This is a genomic window from Bradyrhizobium zhengyangense, assembly GCF_022012555.1.
GTDB lineage: Bacteria > Pseudomonadota > Alphaproteobacteria > Rhizobiales > Xanthobacteraceae > Bradyrhizobium > Bradyrhizobium zhengyangense.
This window is the reverse complement of sequence record NZ_JAKLTZ010000004.1, coordinates 280,940-302,992: the sequence shown is the minus strand read 5'-3', so window position 1 is coordinate 302,992 and position 22,053 is coordinate 280,940. Positions and strand designations below refer to the sequence as shown.

At 62.5% G+C, this 22,053-nt stretch carries 26 protein-coding genes; 16 read left to right on the top strand and 10 right to left on the bottom strand.

What is annotated here, in order from left to right; genetic code table 11:
* Nucleotides 1–36: 36 nt before the first annotated feature.
* Genes L6639_RS16975 through napE form a run of 5 tightly spaced genes read right to left on the bottom strand, consistent with a single transcriptional unit; the run spans nucleotide 37 to nucleotide 4,201 of the window.
* Entirely contained in the window at nucleotides 37–678 is a 642-nt protein-coding gene (locus tag L6639_RS16975; RefSeq protein ID WP_237862878.1) for a NapC/NirT family cytochrome c, read from the bottom strand.
* Nucleotides 675–1,145 (bottom strand): nitrate reductase cytochrome c-type subunit, encoded by a 471-nt coding sequence (locus tag L6639_RS16970; RefSeq protein ID WP_237862877.1) that lies wholly within the window; start codon nucleotides 1,143–1,145, stop codon nucleotides 675–677. Before L6639_RS16970 ends, L6639_RS16975 begins: the two co-directional genes overlap by 4 nt.
* Nucleotides 1,142–3,655, bottom strand: a complete 2,514-nt coding sequence (gene napA, locus L6639_RS16965) for a nitrate reductase catalytic subunit NapA (RefSeq protein ID WP_237862876.1) — start codon at nucleotides 3,653–3,655, stop codon at nucleotides 1,142–1,144. The genes L6639_RS16970 and napA overlap by 4 nt, the downstream gene beginning before the upstream one ends.
* Nucleotides 3,656–3,674: 19 nt before the next feature.
* The gene (locus tag L6639_RS16960) at nucleotides 3,675–3,989 is read right to left on the bottom strand and encodes a chaperone NapD (RefSeq protein WP_237862875.1); all 315 of its coding nucleotides are present in this window, start codon (nucleotides 3,987–3,989) and stop codon (nucleotides 3,675–3,677) included.
* A 26-nt stretch (nucleotides 3,990–4,015) separates the two neighbouring features.
* A complete protein-coding gene (gene napE / locus L6639_RS16955) occupies nucleotides 4,016–4,201 on the bottom strand; it encodes a periplasmic nitrate reductase, NapE protein (RefSeq protein ID WP_027532529.1) in 186 nt (61 codons plus the stop codon).
* Between the two features lie 213 nt (nucleotides 4,202–4,414).
* Here napE and L6639_RS16950 point away from each other — a divergent pair, with 213 nt between their 5' ends.
* The 5 genes from L6639_RS16950 to L6639_RS16930 all read left to right on the top strand — a co-directional run bounded on the left by L6639_RS16950 (nucleotide 4,415) and on the right by L6639_RS16930 (nucleotide 9,897).
* A complete protein-coding gene (locus tag L6639_RS16950; RefSeq protein ID WP_237862874.1) occupies nucleotides 4,415–5,524 on the top strand; it encodes an AraC family transcriptional regulator in 1,110 nt (369 codons plus the stop codon).
* A gap of 80 nt (nucleotides 5,525–5,604) precedes the next feature.
* Nucleotides 5,605–6,843 carry an acyltransferase family protein gene (locus tag L6639_RS16945; RefSeq protein ID WP_237862873.1) on the top strand — a complete coding sequence of 413 codons (1,239 nt, stop codon included), beginning with the start codon at nucleotides 5,605–5,607 and terminating at the stop codon, nucleotides 6,841–6,843.
* 69 nt (nucleotides 6,844–6,912) lie between these two features.
* The gene (locus L6639_RS16940) at nucleotides 6,913–8,118 is read left to right on the top strand and encodes an LLM class flavin-dependent oxidoreductase (RefSeq protein ID WP_237862872.1); all 1,206 of its coding nucleotides are present in this window, start codon (nucleotides 6,913–6,915) and stop codon (nucleotides 8,116–8,118) included.
* 83 nt (nucleotides 8,119–8,201) lie between these two features.
* The gene (locus tag L6639_RS16935; RefSeq protein ID WP_237862871.1) at nucleotides 8,202–8,984 is read left to right on the top strand and encodes a helix-turn-helix transcriptional regulator; all 783 of its coding nucleotides are present in this window, start codon (nucleotides 8,202–8,204) and stop codon (nucleotides 8,982–8,984) included.
* A 202-nt stretch (nucleotides 8,985–9,186) separates the two neighbouring features.
* On the top strand, nucleotides 9,187–9,897 hold the full coding sequence (locus tag L6639_RS16930; protein WP_237862870.1) for a hypothetical protein: 711 nt from the start codon (nucleotides 9,187–9,189) through the stop codon (nucleotides 9,895–9,897).
* 118 nt (nucleotides 9,898–10,015) lie between these two features.
* Here the strand turns inward: L6639_RS16930 and L6639_RS16925 are convergent, their stop codons facing one another.
* Both L6639_RS16925 and rpsU read right to left on the bottom strand, forming a co-directional pair.
* Nucleotides 10,016–10,252, bottom strand: a complete 237-nt coding sequence (locus L6639_RS16925) for a DUF6894 family protein (protein WP_237862869.1) — start codon at nucleotides 10,250–10,252, stop codon at nucleotides 10,016–10,018.
* Nucleotides 10,253–10,375: 123 nt separating this feature from the next.
* Nucleotides 10,376–10,669: a 30S ribosomal protein S21 gene (gene rpsU, locus L6639_RS16920; RefSeq protein WP_237862868.1), complete on the bottom strand. Its 294-nt coding sequence runs from the start codon at nucleotides 10,667–10,669 to the stop codon at nucleotides 10,376–10,378.
* 438 nt (nucleotides 10,670–11,107) lie between these two features.
* On the opposite strand from rpsU, the gene L6639_RS16915 reads away from it, so the two are divergent.
* From L6639_RS16915 to L6639_RS16905, 3 genes are all read left to right on the top strand, one after another.
* Nucleotides 11,108–11,317, top strand: coding sequence for a cold-shock protein (locus tag L6639_RS16915; RefSeq protein WP_237862867.1), 210 nt, complete (start codon nucleotides 11,108–11,110; stop codon nucleotides 11,315–11,317).
* A 97-nt stretch (nucleotides 11,318–11,414) separates the two neighbouring features.
* Complete coding sequence (locus tag L6639_RS16910) at nucleotides 11,415–11,657, top strand: transcriptional regulator (RefSeq protein WP_237862866.1); 243 nt, start codon at nucleotides 11,415–11,417, stop codon at nucleotides 11,655–11,657.
* 37 nt (nucleotides 11,658–11,694) lie between these two features.
* Nucleotides 11,695–11,910 carry a hypothetical protein gene (locus tag L6639_RS16905; RefSeq protein ID WP_377803182.1) on the top strand — a complete coding sequence of 72 codons (216 nt, stop codon included), beginning with the start codon at nucleotides 11,695–11,697 and terminating at the stop codon, nucleotides 11,908–11,910.
* A gap of 39 nt (nucleotides 11,911–11,949) precedes the next feature.
* On the opposite strand, the gene L6639_RS16900 is transcribed toward L6639_RS16905, so the two are convergent.
* Together L6639_RS16900 and L6639_RS16895 are read right to left on the bottom strand one after the other, a co-directional pair.
* Entirely contained in the window at nucleotides 11,950–12,132 is a 183-nt protein-coding gene (locus tag L6639_RS16900; RefSeq protein WP_237862864.1) for a hypothetical protein, read from the bottom strand.
* Nucleotides 12,129–12,374 carry a hypothetical protein gene (locus L6639_RS16895; protein WP_237862863.1) on the bottom strand — a complete coding sequence of 82 codons (246 nt, stop codon included), beginning with the start codon at nucleotides 12,372–12,374 and terminating at the stop codon, nucleotides 12,129–12,131. Before L6639_RS16895 ends, L6639_RS16900 begins: the two co-directional genes overlap by 4 nt.
* 847 nt (nucleotides 12,375–13,221) lie before the next feature.
* On the opposite strand from L6639_RS16895, the gene L6639_RS16890 reads away from it, so the two are divergent.
* From L6639_RS16890 to L6639_RS16875, 4 genes are all read left to right on the top strand, one after another.
* Nucleotides 13,222–13,395 carry a DUF3606 domain-containing protein gene (locus tag L6639_RS16890; protein ID WP_237862862.1) on the top strand — a complete coding sequence of 58 codons (174 nt, stop codon included), beginning with the start codon at nucleotides 13,222–13,224 and terminating at the stop codon, nucleotides 13,393–13,395.
* Between the two features lie 78 nt (nucleotides 13,396–13,473).
* Entirely contained in the window at nucleotides 13,474–14,280 is an 807-nt protein-coding gene (locus tag L6639_RS16885; RefSeq protein WP_237862861.1) for a transglutaminase-like domain-containing protein, read from the top strand.
* Between the two features lie 1,484 nt (nucleotides 14,281–15,764).
* On the top strand, nucleotides 15,765–15,965 hold the full coding sequence (locus tag L6639_RS16880; protein ID WP_237862860.1) for a hypothetical protein: 201 nt from the start codon (nucleotides 15,765–15,767) through the stop codon (nucleotides 15,963–15,965).
* Between the two features lie 440 nt (nucleotides 15,966–16,405).
* The gene (locus L6639_RS16875; RefSeq protein WP_237862859.1) at nucleotides 16,406–16,642 is read left to right on the top strand and encodes a hypothetical protein; all 237 of its coding nucleotides are present in this window, start codon (nucleotides 16,406–16,408) and stop codon (nucleotides 16,640–16,642) included.
* A 10-nt stretch (nucleotides 16,643–16,652) separates the two neighbouring features.
* Here L6639_RS16875 and L6639_RS16870 read toward each other — a convergent pair whose 3' ends face one another.
* Nucleotides 16,653–17,708: a LacI family DNA-binding transcriptional regulator gene (locus L6639_RS16870; protein WP_237862858.1), complete on the bottom strand. Its 1,056-nt coding sequence runs from the start codon at nucleotides 17,706–17,708 to the stop codon at nucleotides 16,653–16,655.
* A 148-nt stretch (nucleotides 17,709–17,856) separates the two neighbouring features.
* Here L6639_RS16870 and L6639_RS16865 point away from each other — a divergent pair, with 148 nt between their 5' ends.
* From L6639_RS16865 to L6639_RS16850, 4 genes are all read left to right on the top strand, one after another.
* Nucleotides 17,857–19,098, top strand: coding sequence for an ABC transporter substrate-binding protein (locus L6639_RS16865; protein WP_237862857.1), 1,242 nt, complete (start codon nucleotides 17,857–17,859; stop codon nucleotides 19,096–19,098).
* A gap of 76 nt (nucleotides 19,099–19,174) precedes the next feature.
* Nucleotides 19,175–20,053 carry a carbohydrate ABC transporter permease gene (locus L6639_RS16860; protein ID WP_237862856.1) on the top strand — a complete coding sequence of 293 codons (879 nt, stop codon included), beginning with the start codon at nucleotides 19,175–19,177 and terminating at the stop codon, nucleotides 20,051–20,053.
* Nucleotides 20,050–20,934: a carbohydrate ABC transporter permease gene (locus L6639_RS16855; protein ID WP_237862855.1), complete on the top strand. Its 885-nt coding sequence runs from the start codon at nucleotides 20,050–20,052 to the stop codon at nucleotides 20,932–20,934. Before L6639_RS16860 ends, L6639_RS16855 begins: the two co-directional genes overlap by 4 nt.
* A gap of 6 nt (nucleotides 20,935–20,940) precedes the next feature.
* The gene (locus L6639_RS16850; protein ID WP_237862854.1) at nucleotides 20,941–22,026 is read left to right on the top strand and encodes an ABC transporter ATP-binding protein; all 1,086 of its coding nucleotides are present in this window, start codon (nucleotides 20,941–20,943) and stop codon (nucleotides 22,024–22,026) included.
* Nucleotides 22,027–22,053: the final 27 nt, after the last annotated feature.

Here is a 22,053-nt window from a genome sequence, read left to right as displayed (position 1 = left end):
CAGGTTCAAGCGGGGCAAATCCGTCTGCCTTCGGCCCTATTGCCAGCCGGGAACGCCGCGCATGTCGGGCAGATGGTGGGCGATGCCCTTGTGGCAGTCGATGCAGGTCTTTTCGCCGGTGAACAGGAAGCGCTGATGCGCCACTGAAGCCCGCGGCGATTGTTTGGTGATGTCCATGGAATCGGCGCTGTGGCAGTTGCGGCATTCCAGGGAATCATTGGCCTTGAAGCGTGCCCATTCATGCGCGGCGAGCTCGAGGCGCTTGTCCTGGAATTTCTCCCTCGTATCGATCGTGCCGAAGATCTTGCCCCAGACCTCCTTGGACGCCTGCATCTTGCGCGCGATCTTGTCGGTCCAGTTATGCGGCACGTGGCAGTCGGGGCAGGTCGCGCGCACGCCGGAGCGGTTGCTGAAGTGGATGGTCGACTTCAGCTCGGCATAGACATTGTCCTTCATCTCGTGGCAGCCGGTGCAGAATTTTTCGGTGTTGGTCAATTCCAGCGCGGTGTTGAAGCCGCCCCAGAAGATCACGCCGGCGGCAAAGCCTGCGAGCACGAGCGTGCCGAGCGCGAACACCGTGCTCGGCCGCGACAGCACGCCCCACAGCTCGAGCGCGAAATCCCACGCGCGCGCGATGAAGCCGCGTTTGGCTTTGGATTCATCAGCGGTCGTCGTCATCGCCGGCCACCGGGGCTTGCACGCGACAGCAAGGTGTCGATGTCCGTAAAGTCGTTGCTGACCGGCGGTGTTGCGGTGTTCTGCGGCACGTGACATTCGGTGCAGAAGAAGCGCCGCGGCGAGATCGACCCCAGGAACTGGCCCTCGCGGTCCATGAAGTGCGTGATCGAGACCATCGGCGCCTGCGATTCCGCAATGCGTGCCCGCGCATGGCAGGACAGGCATTTGTTGCCGTTGAGGTCGATCTGGTAGCCGTCGATCGTGTGCGGGATGACCGGCGGCTGCTCCGGATAGTTGCGCACCTCCCGCTCCGACGTGTTGCGGTTCGGCAGCATCGGCGGCGCCGGACCTTCGTCATTGAGCGGGGTCGGGCCGCGCAGGCCGGACGTCACCGTCTGCGCGGTCAGCGAGCTGGCGCCGGCGGCGATCGCGCAGGCGAGCAGGGCGATACCAAATCGCTTCATCATGACACGTTCACCCGCTCGATGCGCACGGCGCATTTCTTGTAGTCGGTTTGCAGCGAGATCGGATCGGTGGCGTCCAGCGTCACCTTGTTGATCAGCTTGGATTCGTCGAACCACGGCACGAACACCAGGCCGCGCGGTGGCCGGTCGCGGCCGCGCGTCTCGACGCGGGCGCGGATGAAGCCGCGGCGCGAGACGACCTTCACTTCATCGCCGCGGCGCAGCTTCATGTCCTGCGCGTCATCCGGGTGCATGAAGCAGACGGCTTCCGGAAAAGCCTTGTAGAGCTCGGGCACGCGGCGCGTCATGGTGCCGGAGTGCCAGTGCTCCAGCACGCGGCCAGTCGAGAGCCAGAACGGATAGTCGTTGTCGGGCGATTCCGCCGGCGGCTCGTAAGGCAGTGCGAAGATGCGCGCCTTGCCATCGGGGTAGCCATAGAACTGCACGTCCGCGCCCTGCTTGACGTAGGGGTCGCTGCCCTCGCGGAAGCGCCATTTGGTCTCCTGGCCGTTGACGACAGGCCAGCGCAGGCCGCGTTCGCGGTGATAGGTGTCGAACGGCGCGAGGTCGTGGCCGTGGCCGCGACCGAACGAGGCATATTCCTCGAACAGGCCCTTGTGCACGTAGAAGCCGAACGCCTTGGACTCGTCGTTGAGATAGCCCTGCTCGATGTCGGTCACGGGGAATTTGTCGACCTGTCCGTTCTTGTAGAGCACGTCGAACAGCGTCTTGCCGCGAACCTCCGGTTTCTTGGCGACCAGCTCCTCGGGCCAGACCTCCTCGATCTTGAAGCGCTTTGAAAACTCCATGAGCTGCCAGAGGTCGGACTTGGCCTCGCCGGGCGCCTGGACGAGCTGGTGCCAGAACTGCGTGCGCCGCTCGGCATTGCCGTAGGCGCCTTCCTTCTCGACCCACATCGCGGTCGGCAGGATCAGATCGGCGGCGAGTGCCGTCACGCTCGGATAGGCGTCCGAGACCACGATGAAATTGTCGGGGTTGCGAAACCCGGGATAAGTCTCTTCGTTGGCGTTCGGGCCGGCTTGCAGATTGTTGTTGACCTGCACCCAATAGGCGTTGATGAGGCCGTCCTTCAGCATCCGGCTTTGCAGCACCGCGTGCGCGCCGGGCTTGTTGGGAATGGTGCCCTCGGGCAGCAGCCAGAGATGCTCCGCCTTGTCGCGATGCTCCTTGTTGGTCACCACCATGTCGGCGGGCAGGCGGTGCGAGAAGGTGCCGACCTCGCGCGCGGTGCCGCAGGCCGAGGGCTGGCCGGTCAGCGAGAACGGGCTGTTGCCGGGCGAGGAGATCTTCCCCGTGAGGAGATGGATGTTGTAGACGAGGTTGTTGCACCAGACGCCGCGGGTGTGCTGGTTGAATCCCATGGTCCAGAACGAGACCACTTTTGTCTTCGGATCAGCGTAGAGCTCGGCGAGCGCTTCCAGCCGGTTCAGCGGCACACCGGACATTTGCGCCGCCTTCTCCAGCGTGTACTCAGAGACGAACTTGACGTATTCGTCGTAGGTCATGTCGGTGGAGTCGTTGGCCTTGGCCGCGCCGGTGGCCTTCTTCTGCAGCGGATGCTCCGGCCGCAGGCCATAGCCGATGTCGGTCTGCCCGCGCCTGAACACGGTATGCGCGGCCACAAAATCCTTGTTGACCCGGCCCGTCTTGATGATGTGGTTGGCGATGGCGTTGAGCAAATAAAGGTCGGTCTGCGGCTTGAACACCATGCCGATGTCGGCGAGGTCGAACGAGCGGTGCTCGAAGGTCGAGAGCACGGCGACGCGGACATGCGGCGCAGAGAGCCGTCGGTCGGCCACGCGCGTCCACAGGATGGGGTGCATCTCCGCCATGTTGGAGCCCCACAGCACGAAGGCATCGGTGGCCTCGATGTCGTCATAGCAGCCGGCCGGCTCGTCGATGCCGAAGGTGCGCATCATCCCCGCGACGGCGGAGGCCATGCAGTGGCGTGCGTTGGGGTCGATGTTGTTGGTGCGGAAGCCGGCCTTGAACAGCTTTGACGCCGCATAGCCTTCCCAGATCGTCCATTGTCCGGAGCCGAACATGGCGACGCCGTTTGGGCCGCGCTTCTTCATCGCCTCCTTCCACTTCGCCTCCATGATGTCGAAGGCTTCGGTCCAGGACACGGGCGTGAACTCGCCGTTCTTGTCGTACTTGCCATCAGTCTTGCGCAGCATCGGCTGGGTCAGGCGGTCGTGGCCGTACATGATCTTGGAGAGGAAGTAGCCCTTGACGCAGTTGAGGCCGCGGTTGACCTCGGCCTTGGTATCGCCGTGGGTGGCGACGACGCGATTGTCCTTGGTCGCGACCATCACCGAGCAGCCGGTGCCGCAGAAGCGGCAGGCGGCCTTGTCCCATTTCAGTTCGGCGACGTCGCGCTCAGCGACGAGATTGGCGGCGAGCGACGGCACCGGCATGCCCGCGGCAGCGGCCGCAATTGCGGCGGCCTCGAGCTTCAGCATCTGGCGGCGGTCGAGCTTTGGCGATGTCATGGGATGGCTCTCCCGTCCCTTAGGCGGTTTCAATGGCGTGGAAGACGAGCGCTGCGGAATAGACGTCCGGCAATGACTGGATCGTGTTGAGCAGGGTGCCGAGGCTGCCTGCGTCAGGTGCTTCGGTCACGACGATGAGCTTGCCGCGTGGATCGCGGCCGTGGATCTCGCAGCAGGGAAGGGCGGTGATCGCGGCGTCCAGCTCGGCGAGACGCTCAGGGCGCGCCTGCACGATGATGCTGGCGATCTCGCAGCCCGGCGGCGGGATGATGCGCTCGGCGCTGAGCACCCGACCGGTGATCAATGCGCGGCGGTTGAGTGTGGCGTGAGCCATGATGCCTGTCTTTCGCTGTGAGGGGATCAATGCGGGGAGGGCGGCGGGCCGGGAGGGCCGGCGAACATCTGGTAGATCCAGACACCTAAGCCGTAAGAGCCGACCGTTCCGACCGCGAGGACGGGCATCACAACCGCGGTCAGGAACAGGAACGCAAAGATCTCCATGCGCTTACGGCGCACGCGCGAGGTCGTGTCGTCAGGGGCCGACATATTCGGTCTCTTCGGGGTGTCCGGGGAATCGGGACGGCATCCGGGCCGTTGCCTTGCTGCATTTTTGATGCAGCAGGCCGGCTGACGCGTTGATCTGGATCAACCGTTCAAGTTGCGGATGTCGCAGTCGCCGCGCCCGCAAGCGCAATTTTGGATTGTGCACGCGCGAAGGCGATGCGAAAATTGAGCTTCTGATGGAGACGGCAGGGTGTGATGGGGCTCACGGCCATCGATCTCGGGCTTCGCGGCGCGGCCAGCGGCGTGTTCCTGTTGATCATTCTTGCGGCGCTGCTGCGTCGGGCCACCAGCCAGCAGGCTTTGCTGGGCATGGCCATGTCGGCGGGCGGCGTGTTTTATGCCATCGCGACCGCTCCGTTCTTTCCCAAATCGTCATGGTGGTGGGTGTTGCCGATCATGTCGGCACAACCGGCCTTGTTCTGGCTATGGGCACGTGCGGCGTTTGACGACGATTTCGTGCTGAGGCGATGGCACGGCGCCATGTGGCTGGGCATCGTGGCCGTCGGCTTTGTGCTCACGCTGGGCTGGGCTTACTCGCCCGCTTTGGCCGGAGCCGGCGGCAGAGGCCTGGCGTTGGTCAATCTGGCGCTGGCGCTCGCGGCCGCGGTGCAGACCGTCAAGACCTGGCGTGCCGATCTGGTGGCGCGGCGCCGCCGCCTGCGGTTGGCGATGCTGGCGATCAATGTCGGGCTCATCGTGGTCTTCGCCGGTGCCGGCTTCGCCGCCATTCCCGTCGCTGTCCCCGGCGCGCCCGGCAGCCTTCCCACCGCGCTCGTCCTGTTCGTGGTGGCGATGATGGCCGGGGTAGGTACTCTCGCCACGCCGCCGGCCGTGCCCGCCAACGATGCCACGGCGGCCATCGCGTCCGGCGATGCGCGCGGCACCGATCGTGCTCCGACGGCTCGGGTCGTGGTTGACCCGATCCTGTTGCGGCGCCTCGACCACCTGATGAGCGTGGAGCGAACCTATCGGCAGGAAGGTCTCGCGATCGGGGCGCTGGCGGCCCGGTTAGAGGTTCCCGAGCATCGGCTGCGCCAGGCCATCAACGAGGGGCTGGGCTATCGGAACTTCAATGCGTTCCTCAACCGCTATCGCATCGAGGATGCCAGGCTGGCCCTCTCCGATGTGACGCAACGGGAGGTCCCGGTGCTGACCATCGCCATGGATGCGGGCTTCCAGTCGATCGGACCTTTCAACCGCGCCTTCAAGGCTGAGACCGGCGTCACACCGACCGAATTCCGGCGCGAGGCGCTGAGCCGGCCGGTCATCGCTGACATCGGCGAGCCGCAACGAGAAATCGGCTAGCCGATTCTTGGATCGGGCGAGAGAGACGTACCCCGGTTGGGCAGAGTGTACGAAAGCCCTGTCCAGCCAGCGAGAGCCCCATGTCACATGCGAGCGCCGTCACCTCCGCACCCGAACGGCTCCACGCGCTCGATGCGCTCAGGGGGATCGCGCTGCTGCTCGGCATTGTCCTGCACGCGACATTGTCGTTCGTGCCGGCCTCGCCCCGGTTCTGGCTGATCCAGGACACCCATCCAAGCCTCATGCTCAGCCTGCTGTCTTTCGCCATCCATGTGTTCCGGATGACGACGTTCTTCCTGATGGCCGGCTTCTTTGCCCGCATGAACTTTCATCGCCGCGGCGCCTTCGGCTTCGTCACGGACCGGTTGCAGCGGATCGCCCTGCCGCTGGTGATCGGCTGGCCGCTGCTGTTCGTGCCGATCGCCCTGGTGATCACCTGGGCGGCGGACTTTCCGAATGGCGGTTCGATCCAATGGGCGTCCCGCTGGCTGCCGTCCTTGCCGAATTTCCGCCTGACCCATCTCTGGTTTCTCTATGTGCTGCTGCAGCTCTATGCCGCCATGCTGCTGCTGCGCGGCGCGATCGTCCGGCTCGATACGTCGGGCTCGCTGCGGGCGGTTGTTGACCGCCTCTTCGCTGGGATCATCCGCAATCCGCTGGCGCCGCTGGTTCTGGCGATCCCCATCGGCATCGCCTTCTGCCTCGATCCACGATGGGTCAATGTGATGGGTGTGCGGACGCCGGATCACTCGCTCATCACCAATGCGCAGGCCTGGATCGGCTTCGGCAGCGCCTTCGGCGTCGGCTGGCTGTTGCATCGGCAGATCGGTCTGCTGCGGATCCTCGAGCGGCGCTGGCTTGCTTATCTCCTGCTCGCGCTCTGCCTGATCCTGATCAGCTTCGTCTTGTCCGGCGTGATGTTGTCTGCTCCGGGTGCGCCAAAACTGCCCTACAGCTTCGCCACGCTCCGGCTGGCCTCCGCCATCCTCTATGCGCCCGCGATCTGGATAACGACCTTCGCGGCCCTCGGCCTTGCGCTCCGTTTCATGTCCGGCTTCAGCCCGACCCGGCGCTATCTCGCTGATGCCTCCTACTGGCTCTATCTGATCCATCTGCCGATCGTGATGGCATTGCAGGTCGCGCTGTCGCAGTTCGACTGGCCCGCTTTGGTCAAGTTCGCAATCATTCCCGTCGTCGCGATTCCGTTGATGCTCGCGAGCTATCACCTGATGGTGCGCTTCACCTTCATCGGCGTGGCGCTGAATGGCCGCCGCGTGATGAGGCCCGTTCTCCCGCAAGGCGGAATTGCGACTGCGTAGACAGCGCCGCCTCACGCATTAAGATGCCCGCAACAAGAATAAGCGGGCAAGAAAACTGGGAGAGGCGTCATGAAGTTCGGCATCTTCTATGAGCTGCAACTGCCGCGGCCCTGGGTGGCCGGCGACGAGCTCGCCCTTTACCAGAACGCGCTCTCTCAGATGGAACTGGCCGATCGTCTCGGCTACGACCATGCCTGGGTGGTCGAGCATCACTTCCTTGAAGAATATTCGCACTCGCCTTCGCCGGAATCGTTTCTTGCCGCCGCGAGCCAGCGCACGAAAAACATCCGGCTCGGCCACGGTATCCTCCAGCTCACCACCAACCATCCGGCGCGCGTCGCCGAGCGCGTCGCGGTGCTCGACCTCTTGTCCAGCGGCCGCTGCGAGTTCGGCATGGGCGAGAGCGCGTCCATCACCGAGCTCACGCCGTTTGGCCGCGATATGGAGACCAAGAAGGAAGTGTTCGAGGAGGCCGTTGCCGCGATCTTCCCGATGTTCAGGGATGCCGGCTCCGAACATCACGGCAAGTATTTCGATATCCCGTTGCGCAATGTCGTGCCGAAGCCCGTGCAGAAGCCGCATCCGCCGCTATGGATGGCCTGCTCGCAGCTGCCGACCATCGAGCGTGCCGGCCGCCACGGCTTTGGCGCGCTCGGCTTCCAGTTCGTCAGCGCCGATGCCGCGCATGCCTGGGTGCACGCTTACTACAACGCCATGACCAAGCGTCTCGCAAAGCTCGCTGACTACGAGATCAATCCGAACATGGCGCTAGTGTCGTTCTTCATGTGCGCCAAGACGGATGAAGAGGCGCGTGCGCGCGCCGACGGCGCCACCTTCTTCCAGTTCGCGCTGCGCTTCTACGGCGCCTCGCAGAACCGCCAGCGGCCGGCGCCCTACACCGTCAACATGTGGGACGAATACAACAAGTGGAAGCGCGAGAACCCTGAGGCGCAGGAGGCCGCGCTGCGCGGCGGCCTGATCGGCTCGCCCGAGACGATCCGCAGGAAGCTGAAGCGCTTCCAATTCTCGCATATCGACCAGGTCATTCTGCTCAATCAGGCCGGCAAGAACAGCCACGAGCACATCTGCGAATCGCTCGAGCTGTTCGGCCGCGAAGTGATGCCGGAGTTCCAGAACGACCCGGCCCAGGCCGAATGGAAGCAGGGCGTCATGAGCGGCGAGATCAAGTTGGAAGAGATCGACACCGAGGCCTTCACTGACCGCTACGGCAAGCTCGCGATCAATGTCGCGCCAGTGAAGGCGGCGGCAGGGTAGGGGGCGCACAATCGGGACGGCGCCTTCCGACGATCCCCCCTTGCTGCTATCTTCCGCCAAAAGAACTTTTGCGGAGGAACCCCATGCGGCCCCACACGATGGCCCAAACTCCTGCGGCGGGCGATGTCACGCCCGCGGTGCTCGCCATCGGTCGTCCCGACTTTCCAAGCATCCTGATCGACACGTTGCGAAGGCAGGCTGGCGTCGGTCATTGCATGGTGTTCGCGCTGACGCGCGCGGGTGCGGCGCGCTGCCTGCTCGATGCCGGCAATATCCCGACCGGCAGCGATCTCGGCGCCGCCTATGCCGGGCAATTCCACCAATCCGATCCCAACCGTGATGCGCTTTTCGAAGGCGAGGGCGGTGCACCGATCATGCTGCCGTCCTTCGCCCCGCGCATGTACGGCGCGCGCTACCGGAAAATCTTCTTCAACGATTCCGATATCGTCGACAAATGTGCCACCGCGATCTGGGCCGGCGACACCTGCTTCTACGTTAATTTCTATCGGATCACCGCCCAGGGGCGCTTTGCCGATGCCGAGCGTGCACGGCTGCAGGCCATCGCGCCTGTCATCGCCGCCAGCGTCGCCCGTCACTTCCAGCCGGCTGCAACGCCCGACCAGAATCTCGCCGCGTTGTTCGCGACACGCGCGCCGCTCGCCGCGCTGACACCGCGCGAGCAGGAGGTCTGCCGCCGCATCCTCTCCGGCCTCAGCTCGGAGGCGATCTCGCAAGAGCTCGGCATCAGCCTGCATTCGACCCTGACCTATCGCAAGCGCGCCTATGAGCGGCTCGGCATCTCCTCGCAGAGCGAATTGTTCGGGATTGTATTGCGACTGCTGGCTGGGCCTGATCGCTTGAACTGAAATGGTAAGCGAAGTCCACGGCTCCCTGCTTCCGAAGGCAAAGTGGAAACCTGGTCCGCGCTCGCGAGCTTGAATTGTCCGGCTATCGGGATAGACCGGAATCGATTGGCCGAGCGCGAAATCGCGTCTGATCCGTTGCAGATATTTCCTGGTAACGCTACCGTTCACTCCGGTCAAACGCATAGGGCGAAGAGCCGAGGGAATGCCTACAGAAGTCGTCGGAGGACGGTTCTTTTGCAAAGCGTCCGGCGTCCGTCTGTCGGATTTCACCGCCGTCGATTGCGAGTTCAGTGGGTGCGTCGCCCGCCGTGGTGAGGGGGCGCCGCTTAACCTGTTTGAGCGGATAGACCTTGAGCGGGCTTCGCAGATGAATTGCTCGATATACGAGGGGGTGTTCCGTGACGTGTCTCTGCGAGGTCTCAAGCGACTCGGAGACGCCCCGCTATTTCTTTGGGGATGCGTTTTCGAGCGGGTTGTGCTTTCCGGTCGCATCAGTGCCGCGAAGATAAACGGAAGCCTGCTCTCGCGTTCCAAGGCGACCACTGAAGAAAATCAACGACGTCGGGAAGCTCACGATCTCTTTGTGAAGGAATTCTATGCCACGTCCGACTGGGCGCTCGACATCGCTCAGGCCGAATTTCCAGGTGGGATCAGCTTCGAAGCCATCCCGGGGGACAAGATAAAGCTCGATCCCGAGCGACACGTGTTGGTAACGCGGAACGCTCTGGCCGCATCGAACTGGCAGGCCCTGGACTTCGATGGCACCGCTCTGAATATCGGGCTGGGACGGTTCGAACGATCCTCGATGTTTGATAGTATCGTGCTCGCCGCGCGATCAGACCGGAAATGGTTTAAGCGTGACCTTGCGGTCCTTGCCCGTTTGCGAGACGCGGGCATAGCCAGCCTGGCATAGATCGCGGTCCTGGCCGCGGGCGATGTGGGAGTTCATGATCCTAGGCTTCGAAAAAGCCGGCCAATTCATGAGCAGTTTGCGTCGCCCGGGAACTGATCAGGCTGAAGCTCCGCCAGCCCTACTGTGTTGTTCTGTTGCCGCTGAAGATGAACGCCGCCTGAAACAGGCTCCCGCTGTCGGTTCGCACCTCGACTGCAACGTCTTGACGTTCATCCAGGCTCGCGAGATCGCGCGCCAGGCCTGCCAGCGTCTCGGCTGCTTCTACCTCAGCTTCACGCTGAGTTGGAAACTCCAGCCCTTCCTCGTCGGGATAGAGCCCGGTGCTGTCCCTGATGTCGAAATAATAGCGCGTCACCGCATCACCCTTTGATGTGGTCCTGCTTCAACACGAGCGTCAACGGGGCGTTCCTGATCGAGGAGGGTGCCGCCAGGCTCAATCCGAGGCTGATAGGGACAGCGCATCTGTCGCTTCTCGCCCTTAGGAAATCAGAGCTTTCTGGCTGGCGGACGCCGAAGTCTGCGGAAGGGGTGGCTTGCGTTCGGGGAGCTTCTTCTTCGGAGGTGCCGGCAATAAGCCTTCCCTGATGGCCTGCTTCCGGGCGAGCTTGCGGGCTCGCCGAATGGCTTCGGACTTCTCGCGCGTCTTTCGCTCGGAAGGCTTCTCATAGGCACGCCGCTGCTTCATTTCGCGGAAGACGCCTTCCCGCTGCATCTTCTTCTTCAGAACGCGAAGCGCCTGATCGACATTGTTGTCGCGAACAAGAACCTGCATTGAAACTCCTCGCTGGGCTGCGAAATGAGGTGATCCTGCACGCAGCCGATTGCGCAGGAGACTTGTTACAAATGGGAGAATGAGAGTGACCGCGGATGCCTTCGCCGGCCTCGAACGAGCAGGTTTGCACGTTACGGCGATGCGGTTCAGTGGCAACGACGAGACCACCCTCGCGCGGCCAAGTCAATCGATAAAGGCCTCTCGCGCGCGCCGGCGTTCTGCCTGGAACTAGGCCCGCGCAGCGTCAAAACCGCAGGATTGAAAACAAATTGGCTGCCTTCCTTGTAAAAGCGCAGATGATGTGTATATTGACGTCATTCGATTAGCCGCTGTGCCTTGTTGAACGTGCCCGCGGGCTCCTTTTCCAAAGACATCGACGAAGTTGAAACGTCCGCGTGATTGTCGCGCGGCGCGCGCGTGCGCGCTTTGGAGAAGAACATGACGACAGGTACCGTGAAGTGGTTTAACGGCCAAAAAGGCTTTGGATTCATCCAGCCGGACGATGGCAGCAACGATGTGTTCGTTCACATCAGCGCGGTCGAACGTGCTGGCCTTGCGGGCCTCGCCGAGGGGCAGAAGGTCAATTTCGAAGCCAAGACCGACAAGATGCGGGGCAAAGTCAGCGCAGAGAACCTCTCGCTGGCCTGATTTCGTAGCGCCGTTTCACGGATGTACTGAAACGGCCGTGGTACCCGCTCGATCCCTGGATTGAGCGGGTTTTGCCCATTGCATGACGGGGTGAAGGATGAGCGCCAGGAAATCGGCAGTACCGTCGCCCGAAGCAATTGCACGCTCCCAGCGTCAGCGTCTGGCGGCAGAAGAAGGTGTACGGGCGATCGCGGATGTCGAGCGCCAGGGCCTCGAGGTTCGCAAGAACATGGCGCGACTGCGCGAGTTGCGGCAGGCCAAGGAAGCCGCTGACGCCGCTGCAGCGGAAGCGATGCCGGCGCCGGCGCCCAAGAAGCGCGCAAGGAAGTCGCCAAAATAACCCGCTTCAATGACCGTCCCAAGCCGGAGTGCTGATCGTGCCCAGAGCCAAGTCGGACGGTGGTGGAACCATTACCTTTACTCTCGCGCACGGGGCGGCGCGACAGATATGCAGACTGACGACGACATTTCAGACCGACAAGCAGGCCTTCAGCTATCTCCACAAATATCGCACGGAGTTCGAGCAGATCGCGCGGGCGCGCCTTGCTTCCGGAGAGCTTGAAGACGGGATCGTCGTTCTCTCGATGCTTTAGACCCGGACCAGGGTGACACGAGGCCATCTGCAGAAGAGGCTATTTCGAAGCATCCTTTGCGTGGGCTTCCCTTGCCAGACGCTCCGCCTTCAGGCGTTCGCGATTTTCCTGAAAGGATTGCTCCGCTTTCGCATAGTCGGTCTGTGGCTTGGCCTTGCTGGTCGCCTTGAATGATTTGTTGGCTTCCCGCACGTGGCGGGCATTCGCTTCGTTCCTGATCATTGTCCCTCCAGGAGCTCGAGTATCCTCCCCCTGAACGCCGGAATCCTCGCGACCTGCGCGCGGTAGGCTGAAATCGCCCTGTTGGCGAGCATGAGCTTCCTTCGCTCGCCCTTGCGCAGCTGCTGCTCGATCGAATTCAGAAGGATGTCCTCGGACTCCGCCGCTCCTCTCAACTCGCCGGACTTCTCAAGAAAGCTCCAGGCGATGTCGAACGACTCCTCGAGAGCGCTGACAAGTGTCATGGTTGTCAACTCCGCCGCATGACGCCCGTTCCCTACCCTCATGAGCAGGGATTCACAGCCCTGGGCCGGTCTGCACCGACGGCCGCGTCGGAAGCGGCTCTTTCTAACGCTAACACCTGAGTTCAAGATGGTGGCTGCAAGCCAGGCGACGTCAGCCACTTGTTGACCTCGCCGGCAACGTCAAGCTGCCGCGCTTTCTGCAAAAGCTCCGTGCGGCGAACGCCAGAGGGCATTTCCTTGGCCTGTTGGCGCAAACTGATCGCTTCTTGCGCCAGGCGGTATTCGAACGTGCTCGATTGCTCCGGAGATCGTCGAGTTGACATGCTCATGCTCCGCTGTAGGGGGTGAGCGGGAGCGCGACTTGCGTTCACATCGCCGATAGATGCTAAGGGGCCGCTCGATGGTCGTCGGACTGTGCGCTGTTATCAGCCGGATAGCGAGCGCTTTGTTTTGGTTCCAGCCAGGAACCATCCGCGATTGCTGCTGTGCCGGGTGAACGGGAATCCGAAGCGCGATCGCCCGCCGGTTGAACCTTGCGTCATCCCATCAGACAAACCTACATCGGGATTTTACAATCTCCCTCCCGGGGCTGGAGAGCCGCCGCCTGCGCTTCATTTAAGCGGGCGGCGTTTTTGTTGCATGCGACCTTCCGGGGTTCTTCCGGTTGCCCTCCAATTCGTCCAAGGACGAGATAATTATCAAGGCAGTGGAACACGGGTTCCTTGAGAAGGTTGGCTTCGTGGCGACAGAATCTTCGCGAGCAGCGGGACAGTCACCATCGCGGCCGGAGCGGCGTAATGCCCGCTTGGTCGCGATCCGGTCTACTCCTTCATCGCGAGAGATTCACATGTACAGGCGCAAGCCGACATACTTCCGCAATTCGCTGGATTTGAGAGACAAAGTGCAGGTCAAGCTCCTGCGCAAGCGGCTCAAGCTATCGGATGAGCAGTTTATCAGCGTCGTTCGCAAGTCTGGCAGTTCGATCTCGGCCATCACCAAGGAAGCCTCTACCTTGAAGTGACGGCCGGAGGTCACCCTTGTCAGCGCGATCATCCACGCAGCCAATTCGAGTCGATGCAATCGGGGTCAGGCCAAAAGCATGAAGATCGGTGTTGGCTTCGAAATAATCTACGACTTCGAGCAGGTCACGCCGTTGATTGCCGTGGTCGGGATGCACTTTACCCGGGCATCCGACATCATTGTGCCGGATTACCTCACCACCGAGCCTGCCGTGCCGATCACGCCCTACCGCGATGGCTTCGGAAACTGGTGCAACCGGCTCGTTGCGCCCGCCGGTCGCATGCGCCTTGCTGCCGAAGGGACGGTGCGCGATAGCGGATTGCCCGACATGATCGCGCCGTCCGCCACGCAACACGCGGTGGAGGATCTTCCATCTGATACCATCGTCTATCTGCTCGGCAGCCGCTACTGCGAAACCGATCGGCTCTCCGACATCGCATGGAAGCTGTTCGAGCAAGTGGCGCCGGGTTGGCCACGGGTCCAGGCGATCTGCGATTTCGTGCATGATCGCATCGCGTTCGGCTACGAGCACGCGCGGCCCACCATGACCGCTTGGGAAGTATTCAACGAGCGCAAAGGCGTCTGCCGCGACTATGCGCATCTTGCGATCGCATTGTGCCGCTGCATGAACATTCCGGCGCGCTATTGCACCGGCTATCTCGGCGACATCGGCATCCCGCCGCCCCACGCTGTCGGGGATTTCGCAGGCTGGTTCGAAGCCTATCTCGGCGGTCGCTGGTACACTTTCGATCCACGCAACAACACTCCGCGAATCGGCCGCGTGCTGATTGCTCAGGGCCGCGATGCCGCAGATGTTCCGATTACCCAGACCTTCGGGCCCAACACACTCGTCAGCTTCAAGGTGTGGACGGATGAGCTTGCGTAAGGCGCGCACCTTGGACAATCGGCGAACCATCGGTTGAGATTGATCTCGCTTGCTGTCGAGAACGCTGCTAGACTGTTGGTATCACCGCGCGCTACGTGGCTGTTATCGGTGACTGAGAGCGTCGCGCTCCCGCCTTGACCCGAGAAAAGGCGGTCAGATGTCAAATCCCGAAAAATCCGACATTCGTGAGTGGCCCGTACCACCGTTGCTGGTGCCCGTCTTCCCTGCGCTGCTGATTACGATCGCGGCCATTTTACAGCGGTAAGCTCGTTCGATCACCATGCGTCAAAATGCAGGCGCTGGAGCCAGTTCAAGCCAAGCGGGAGCCGAAGATGGCAAACACAGCAATCATCAGGGATGCTTACGGAGTTCCAGCAATCTTCGTTGGCTCGAAAACGGGCCGGGACGATGCGCCCTTTGTTTTCGTGAGGGTCGGAGGTGAGGAGCGCCGGATGCGTTGGTCCGAGTGGGATGCTCTTCCGGCCTGGACCGGCGAGCGTCCGTCCTGGGCCAGCAAGAGCAAATAGCGATGGGATATTCGGCATGAAGAAGGCTCGACCAGTCACTTGGACGGCAGCGCTGTTGCTCGCATCGGCAATCGGCGCATCGGCGTTAGCGGCTTCCGTCAAGGAGCCGAGTTGCCGAGCGATCGAGAGCACCAGTGCGCGCCTCTCCTGTTACGATGCGGCGTTTCCGCCAAAGACCGCGAAACCTGCCGAAAACGGCATCGCCGCGTCGTCGGGAGACAAGGATCCATTCCTTGCGGAAGAGGCCCGAACAGCTGCAAAGCTGAAGAATATTTGCCGCGGCTGCTGAGTCTCGTCGATCGCGCGGGCGAGCCCGATCGACTGCGCTCCAATTCAGAGGCCCGATTGAATGACGGAAGAAGATGCGGGAGGTCGCAGGGTGGTCCGCCAACGAAGGCGGGCCCTTCGCTTGGCCACCGCGACATTGGAGGACAAGGCAGACAGCTCGGCGAGTCCCAAGGAACGCCAGACACGAAAGCATCGCCTGCTTGACGGGCCTGCGGAGTTTAGAGCTGTCCGCGTCGATCGTTCAAACAAGACTTCAAGCAATGATGATTGACCGGACGTGGTCGCGGCAGACGGGTTGATTCGACACAGAGCTGTGATAGCGCATGCAATATCAGGGTATTGAATACACGGTCGTCCAGACGCTCAATCCATCGGGCTGGAAATGGTCGTTTGAGCGACATGGTCGATCCCCCAAAACAGGGATCGCCTTCAACCGAGCGGAGGCTATCGTCGCGGCTCAACGTGCGATCGGCCAATTGCTCAGGGCTCAGCGGGTCCGCGGCTAGCACTCGGCAATTCGCGCATGGTTCCTGCTCGGACCCAAACAATGCGCTCGCTATCCGGCAGGTAAAGGCGCATTGTCCCGCTACCACCGCGCCGCCCTTAGCATCTATCGGTGATGTGGACGCAAGTTGCGCTCCCGCTCAACCCCGCAGCGGAGCGTCAAATATGTCGGCTCATCGATCCCCAGGACAATCCTCGACATTCGAATATCGCCTCGCGCAAGAGGCGATCAATCTCCGCCTGCAGGCCAAGGGGATGCCGCTCGGCATTCGCCGCACGGAGCTCTTGCGAAAGGCCAGGCAGATCGATGTTGCTGGAGAGATCAACGAGTGGTTGACCTCGCCCGGACTTCGGGCGCCGTCCTAGATTTTGGACTGGTCCTTGCCCGAGGTGACGGACTTCAGCCCGCCGTGTCGAAGCCGACCTTTGCCTGGTCAGGTGCGGTCTGCGTCTCATTTTTTGCAGCTTCAGGGAACGCGGCTGGAAGAGCGGCTTTAAGCTTGACCACCTTTTCGGATATCTAGGCGACTATCGGTGACTGAGAGCTTGTTGCTCCCGCCTCCAGGCCGCGGGACGTGCATGTGCAACGAGTGCGACCGAATCGACAACGAGATTGAACAGTTCCGCAGGTTGATAGCCCCGGGAATGGACTCGCTTAGCCTGGCGATGATCCGATGCGCCATCGAAATGCTCGAGGCTGATAAGGCGGCCGCGAAATGCGAGGGCAGCCCACCGAAGTGACGCTGCAACGGGTGGAGCCGGGCAACCAGGCTCATGCATGACGCGAGAGCCGCCTGGACCGGGCCATGAAGCAGAAGATGGACTCACCGTGTGTAGCGGCGCATAGTCGTGGCATGAAAACCTATTTCACGCCGCGGCTTCTGGAAGTCATCGTGACCCCTCAGGAGCCTGCGCTATGGAAATGGCACGTTTCCGAGGCAAACGTCGAGTTGGCGCACGGGTATGCGACAAGCCAACAGGTAGCTCAGAGCAGCGGTGATCGCGCTCTGTTTGCGATACTTTCTGTAGCGCTTTCAAAATGACCGTTGGCAGCTAGGTGTTGCGAGCCGATGGTGGACACGTGCTGTCGCGCAATGCCAACTTCGCGGGAAGCTCGATATCCTTGCGTACCGCTGACTTCTCCGTCGTCATCAGTGCAATCAGCTCGGCGGCGGCGCTGGCGCCGAGCTCCCGACGCGGCTGGACAATGGTGGTCAACGTCGGTTCGCAATAATCGGCATAGGGAATGCCATCAAAACCGACGACAGAAAGGTCGCGCGGGACCCGCAGTCCCCCCGCGTGCACGGTCTTGATCAGGCCGATCGCCATCTCGTCATTGGCGGCGAACAATGCGGTCGGACGGACCTCCGGGCTGAGCGCAAGCAGCGCGCGCCCGGCCTCGACACCGGTTCGAAACGTGAAATCGCCGGGCATGATCAAGCCGTCGACGGCAGCAATGCCGGCCTCTTTCAGGGCCTGCCTGTAACCTTCGAGGCGCTGTCGTTCCAGGATCGTCGATTGCGGTCCCGACAGATAGGCGATGCCGGTGTGCCCGAGTTTGATCAGATGCCGCACCGCCTCGCGTGCGGCACCGACATTGTCGATGCAAATCTGCGGGAAGCTCGCACCGGGAATATACTCGCAGGCTCCCACCAGCGGCACGTGCGCATCGCGCAAGTCGCGGTCGCGACTCCGTATCACGTGACCGCACAGCAGCAGCACACCGTCGGCCTGACCGGCACACACCAGATCGACGTAGCGCGCCTCCTTCTCCGGCGGACCGGCCAGATTGGCAATGACGAGACCGTAACCGGCGGCCGACAGCGTATCGTCGATGCCCTGCAGGATCTCGGCGAAGAACGGATTGGCGATGTCGGGCACCGCCACGAGCACCACCATGGTCTTGCGGACGCGTAGATTCCTCGCCGAGATGTTCGGCGTATAGGACGTGTCGCGGACCGCGGCGAGCACGCGGTTGCGGGTATCCTCGCTCACGACCGCCGGCCGCGCCAGCGTCCGGCTCACTGTCGCAACAGAAACGCCCGCGAGCCGCGCAACATCGGCGATCTTCGCGGGCGGCCGACGTGTCTCCTTGGTGCGCTTGGCCATCTGCTGATCCAGATCTAGGCGGCTTGGACATGCTGTGCCATCGCCGCGCTTGCAAAATCCTGCGGTTGTGATACGATCATATGTAATCGATTACATAAGCCTGTAAAGGGTAATCGGCCCGCAAATGGGCCTACACGGGAGGGAAGTCATGAAGCGCACACTGCTTGCCGCGGTGGCTGTTGCCACGACGGCGCTTGTCTCGTTGCCTGCCAACGCCGAGGAGATGAAGGCGGAGGTGATCCACTGGTGGACCTCCGGCGGTGAGGCCGCCGCCGTGAAGGTGTTCGCCGACCAGTTCACCAAGGCAGGCGGCACCTGGATCGATAGCGCGGTCGCCGGCGCGGCGAACGCACGAAACGCAGCGATCACCCGCACCGTCTCCGGCAATCCGCCGACTGCCATGCAGCTCAACACCGGCAAGCAGTTCGACGAATTGGTGGAAGGCGACTTGCTCGCCGATGTCGATGCGATCGCCACCGAAGGCAACTGGAAAAATGTAATGCCGGCCGCGATCATTGCCGCGGCGACCCGCAACGGCAAGATGTATGCGGTGCCGATCAACATCCACGGCCAGAACTGGCTCTGGTACAACAAGGCGGTGCTCGCCTCCGTCGGCGCCGACGAGCCGAAGAGCTGGAACGACGCGCTTGCCGTTCTCGAGAAGCTCAAGGCCGACGGCAAGGTGATCCCGCTGGCCTTCTCGGGCCAGAAGAACTGGGAACAGAATCTGTTCAACGCGGTCATGATCGGTGTCGGCGGCGCGCAGATGTGGACCGGCATCCTTGGCAAGCGCGACGCGGCGCTGGCGCAGAGCGCCGAGTTCAAGACGGTCGCCGTCACCTACAAGAAGCTCAAGGACTATGTCGATCCTGGCGCGCCCGGCCGCAATTGGAATGACGCAACCAACATGGTCATCCAGGGCAAGGCCGGAATGCAGATCATGGGCGACTGGGCCAAGGGCGAGTTCGTCGCCGCCGGCAAGGTCCCCGAGAAGGATTACGGCTGCACCGTGCTATCCAATGGCAACGGCGGTTATGTGATGGGCGGCGATGTGTTCGTCTTCCCGAAGGCAAAGGATCCTGCCACCACCAAGGCGCAGATGACCTTGGCGAGGCTGATGCTGACGCCGGAGACGCAGATTCAGTTCGCGCTGAAGAAGGGCTCGATCCCGGTGCGGAGCGATGTCGACACGTCAGCCCTGGACGCTTGCGCCCAGAAGGGCATGCGCTATGTCGCAGACAAGGCCCAGCAAATGCCGTCCGGCGACATGTTGGCGCCGCCCTCTCTGACCGGTGCGCTGCAGGATGCCATCTCGCAATATTGGAACACCAATATGAGCGCCGATGAATTCTCCGCCAAGGTTGCTGCGGTGCTGAAATCCGCCGAGTGATGCATCGCAAGGGGCGGCCGGCACATGGTCGGCCGCCGCTCCCGGTCCGTCGATCCCTCTCCAATCCGGCGATACGATGCGTCTTTCGCTGACCTCCAAACTGTCCGTCATCTCGGCGCTCCTGCCGGCGCTGATGGTGATGCTCGTCGTCTATATCGGTGCCACGAGCTGGACGGCGTGGATGTCGCTGACCAATTCGCGGATGCTGCCGAACAACAATTTCGTCGGCTTCCGGCAATATCAACTGCTGTTCACCAACGATCGCTGGATCACCTCGGTCCACAACATCATCATCTACGGCGTGCTGTTCGTCTCGCTGGCGCTGCTGATAGGGTTCCTGCTGGCGGTCGCGATCGACCAGCGGGTGCGGGCCGAGGACACCATCCGCTCGATCTACCTCTATCCCTATTCGATGTCCTTCGTGGTCACGGGGCTGGTGTGGCAGTGGCTTCTGAACCCGACCCTCGGCGTCCAGTATGTGCTGCGCAGCTGGGGTTTCGCGGGCGCAACCTTCGACTGGATCGTGCGGCCGGAGACGGCGATCTACTGCCTGGTGATCGCCGGCGTCTGGCAGGCCTCGGGCCTCGTGATGGCGATCATGCTGGCCGGTCTTCGCGGCGTCGACGATGAAATCTGGAAGGCGGCAAGGGTTGATGGCCTGCCGAAATGGCGGGTCTACATATCCATCATCATCCCGATGATGGGCGCGAGCTTTGCGACCGCCACGGTGCTGCTCTCGACCGCCGTCGTGCGCCTCTACGACCTGTCGGTGTCGATGACCAATGGCGGCCCCGGCATCGCTTCCGAAGTGCCGGCCAAGTTCGTCATGGACCATCTGTTTGAGCGGGCCAATATCGGGCTCGCAACCGCGGCCGCCACCACCATGCTGGTGACCGTGATCGCAGTCGTCGCGCCCTATCTTTATTGGCGCGCGCGCAAGGGAGAGGTGCGATGAGCGCGATCGCTCTCAGCTCTGTCAGGCCGAGGCGCGTCAACCCGGCGCGTTGGGGTCTCTATGCGTTCATCCTGATCACTGCACTGTACTTCCTGCTCCCGCTTTACGTCATGATCGTCACGTCCCTGAAACCGATGGCCGAGATCCGGCAGGGCCATCTGCTCGCGCTGCCGGCCTCGCCGAGCCTTGCGGCATGGGTCAGGGCCTGGACGTCGGCCTGCACCGGGCTCACCTGCGAGGGCATCAGGACCGGATTCTTCAATTCGCTGCGGATATTGGTGCCGTCGGTGGTGATCTCGATCGTCGTTGGATCGTTGACCGGCTACGCGCTGTCGCTGTGGCGCGTGCGGGGCGCCAACATCCTGTTCGGCGCGATGATGGTCGTCGCCTTCATCCCTTATCAGGTGTTCATCTATCCGCTGGTGCGGGTGTTCTCGTTTACGGGGCTCGGCCAGTCGCTTGCCACCATCGTGACCATTCACACGATCTTCGGCCTTCCGACCATGACGCTGCTGTTCCGCAACTATTTTAGCTCGCTGCCGATCGAACTGTTCAAGGCCGCGCGCATCGACGGCGCCGGCTTCTACCAGATCTATGCCCGCATCATGATGCCGATGGCGACGCCGATGATCGTCGTCGCGGTGATCCTGCAGACCACCGGCATCTGGAACGATTTCATCCTCGGGCTGGTGTTCGCCGGCCGCGACAATCTGCCGATGACCGTGCAGCTCAACAACATCGTCAACTCGACGCAAGGCGAGCGCGCCTACAATGTCGACATGGCGGCCACGCTGCTCACCGCATTGTTGCCGCTCGTGATCTATTTCGGCTCCGGCCGCTGGTTCGTTCGCGGCATCGCCGCGGGCGCTGTGAAGGGCTGAGGCAACATGGAACGCTCCAACGTCGATATCACGAAGCTGCAGATCGGCTTTGGCGGGTTGAAGGTTCTGGAGAATCTCGACCTTCACGTCGACGCCTCCGAATTCCTCGTCCTGCTCGGCCCCTCCGGCTGCGGAAAGTCGACGCTTCTGAACGCCATCGCGGGACTGATCGAGGTCAAGGGCGGCCAGATCCGGATCGGCGATCGCGACGTGACCTGGGCCGAGCCGAAGGATCGCGGCATCGCCATGGTGTTCCAGAGCTACGCGCTCTATCCGCGCATGAGCGTGCGCAAGAACCTGTCGTTCGGACTGAAGGTTGCCCGCACGCCGCAGGGCGAGATCGATAGCCGCGTCGGCGAGGCCGCAAAGATGCTGCGGCTGACCGAGCTGCTCGACCGGCGTCCGTCCGAACTGTCCGGCGGACAGCGCCAGCGCGTCGCGATCGGCCGAGCGCTGGTGCGCCATGCCGGCGTCTACCTGTTCGACGAGCCGCTCTCCAATCTCGACGCCCAATTGCGCGCCGAGCTCAGGGTCGAGATCAAGCGGCTGCACGCGCGCCTCGGCGCCACCATGATCTACGTGACGCACGACCAGATCGAGGCGCTCACCCTTGCCGACCGTATCGCCGTCATGCAGGGCGGCGTCATTCAGCAGCTCGATACTCCGAAAAAGATCTATCGCGAGCCGGCCAACCGCTTCGTGGCCTCCTTCGTCGGCTCGCCCGCGATGAATTTCCTTCGCGGCCGGATTGTCCCTGATGGCGGCCCGGCGTTCATCGCCGGAGATGTCAGGTTCGACCTGAACGGCTACGCGTTCCGTTCGCCGCTATCAGATGCCCCCGCCGTCCTCGGCATCCGTCCCGAGCACATCGAGATCATCGGCTCCGATCATCCGTCCGCCGTGACGGCACGAGTCGAGATGGTGGAACCAATGGGCGCCGACGCGCTGATCTGGTGCCGCCTTGCCGACGGGACCGCGTTCTCCTTCCGCGCCGATGCCGATGCAAAGGCAGGCGCGGGCGATGTCCTAGGCTTGCGGTTTCCAGCCGAAGCTTTCTCGCTGTTCGACGACCAGAGCGGACAGCGTCTTTAACTCCGTACCCCACCTCGCACGAGAATC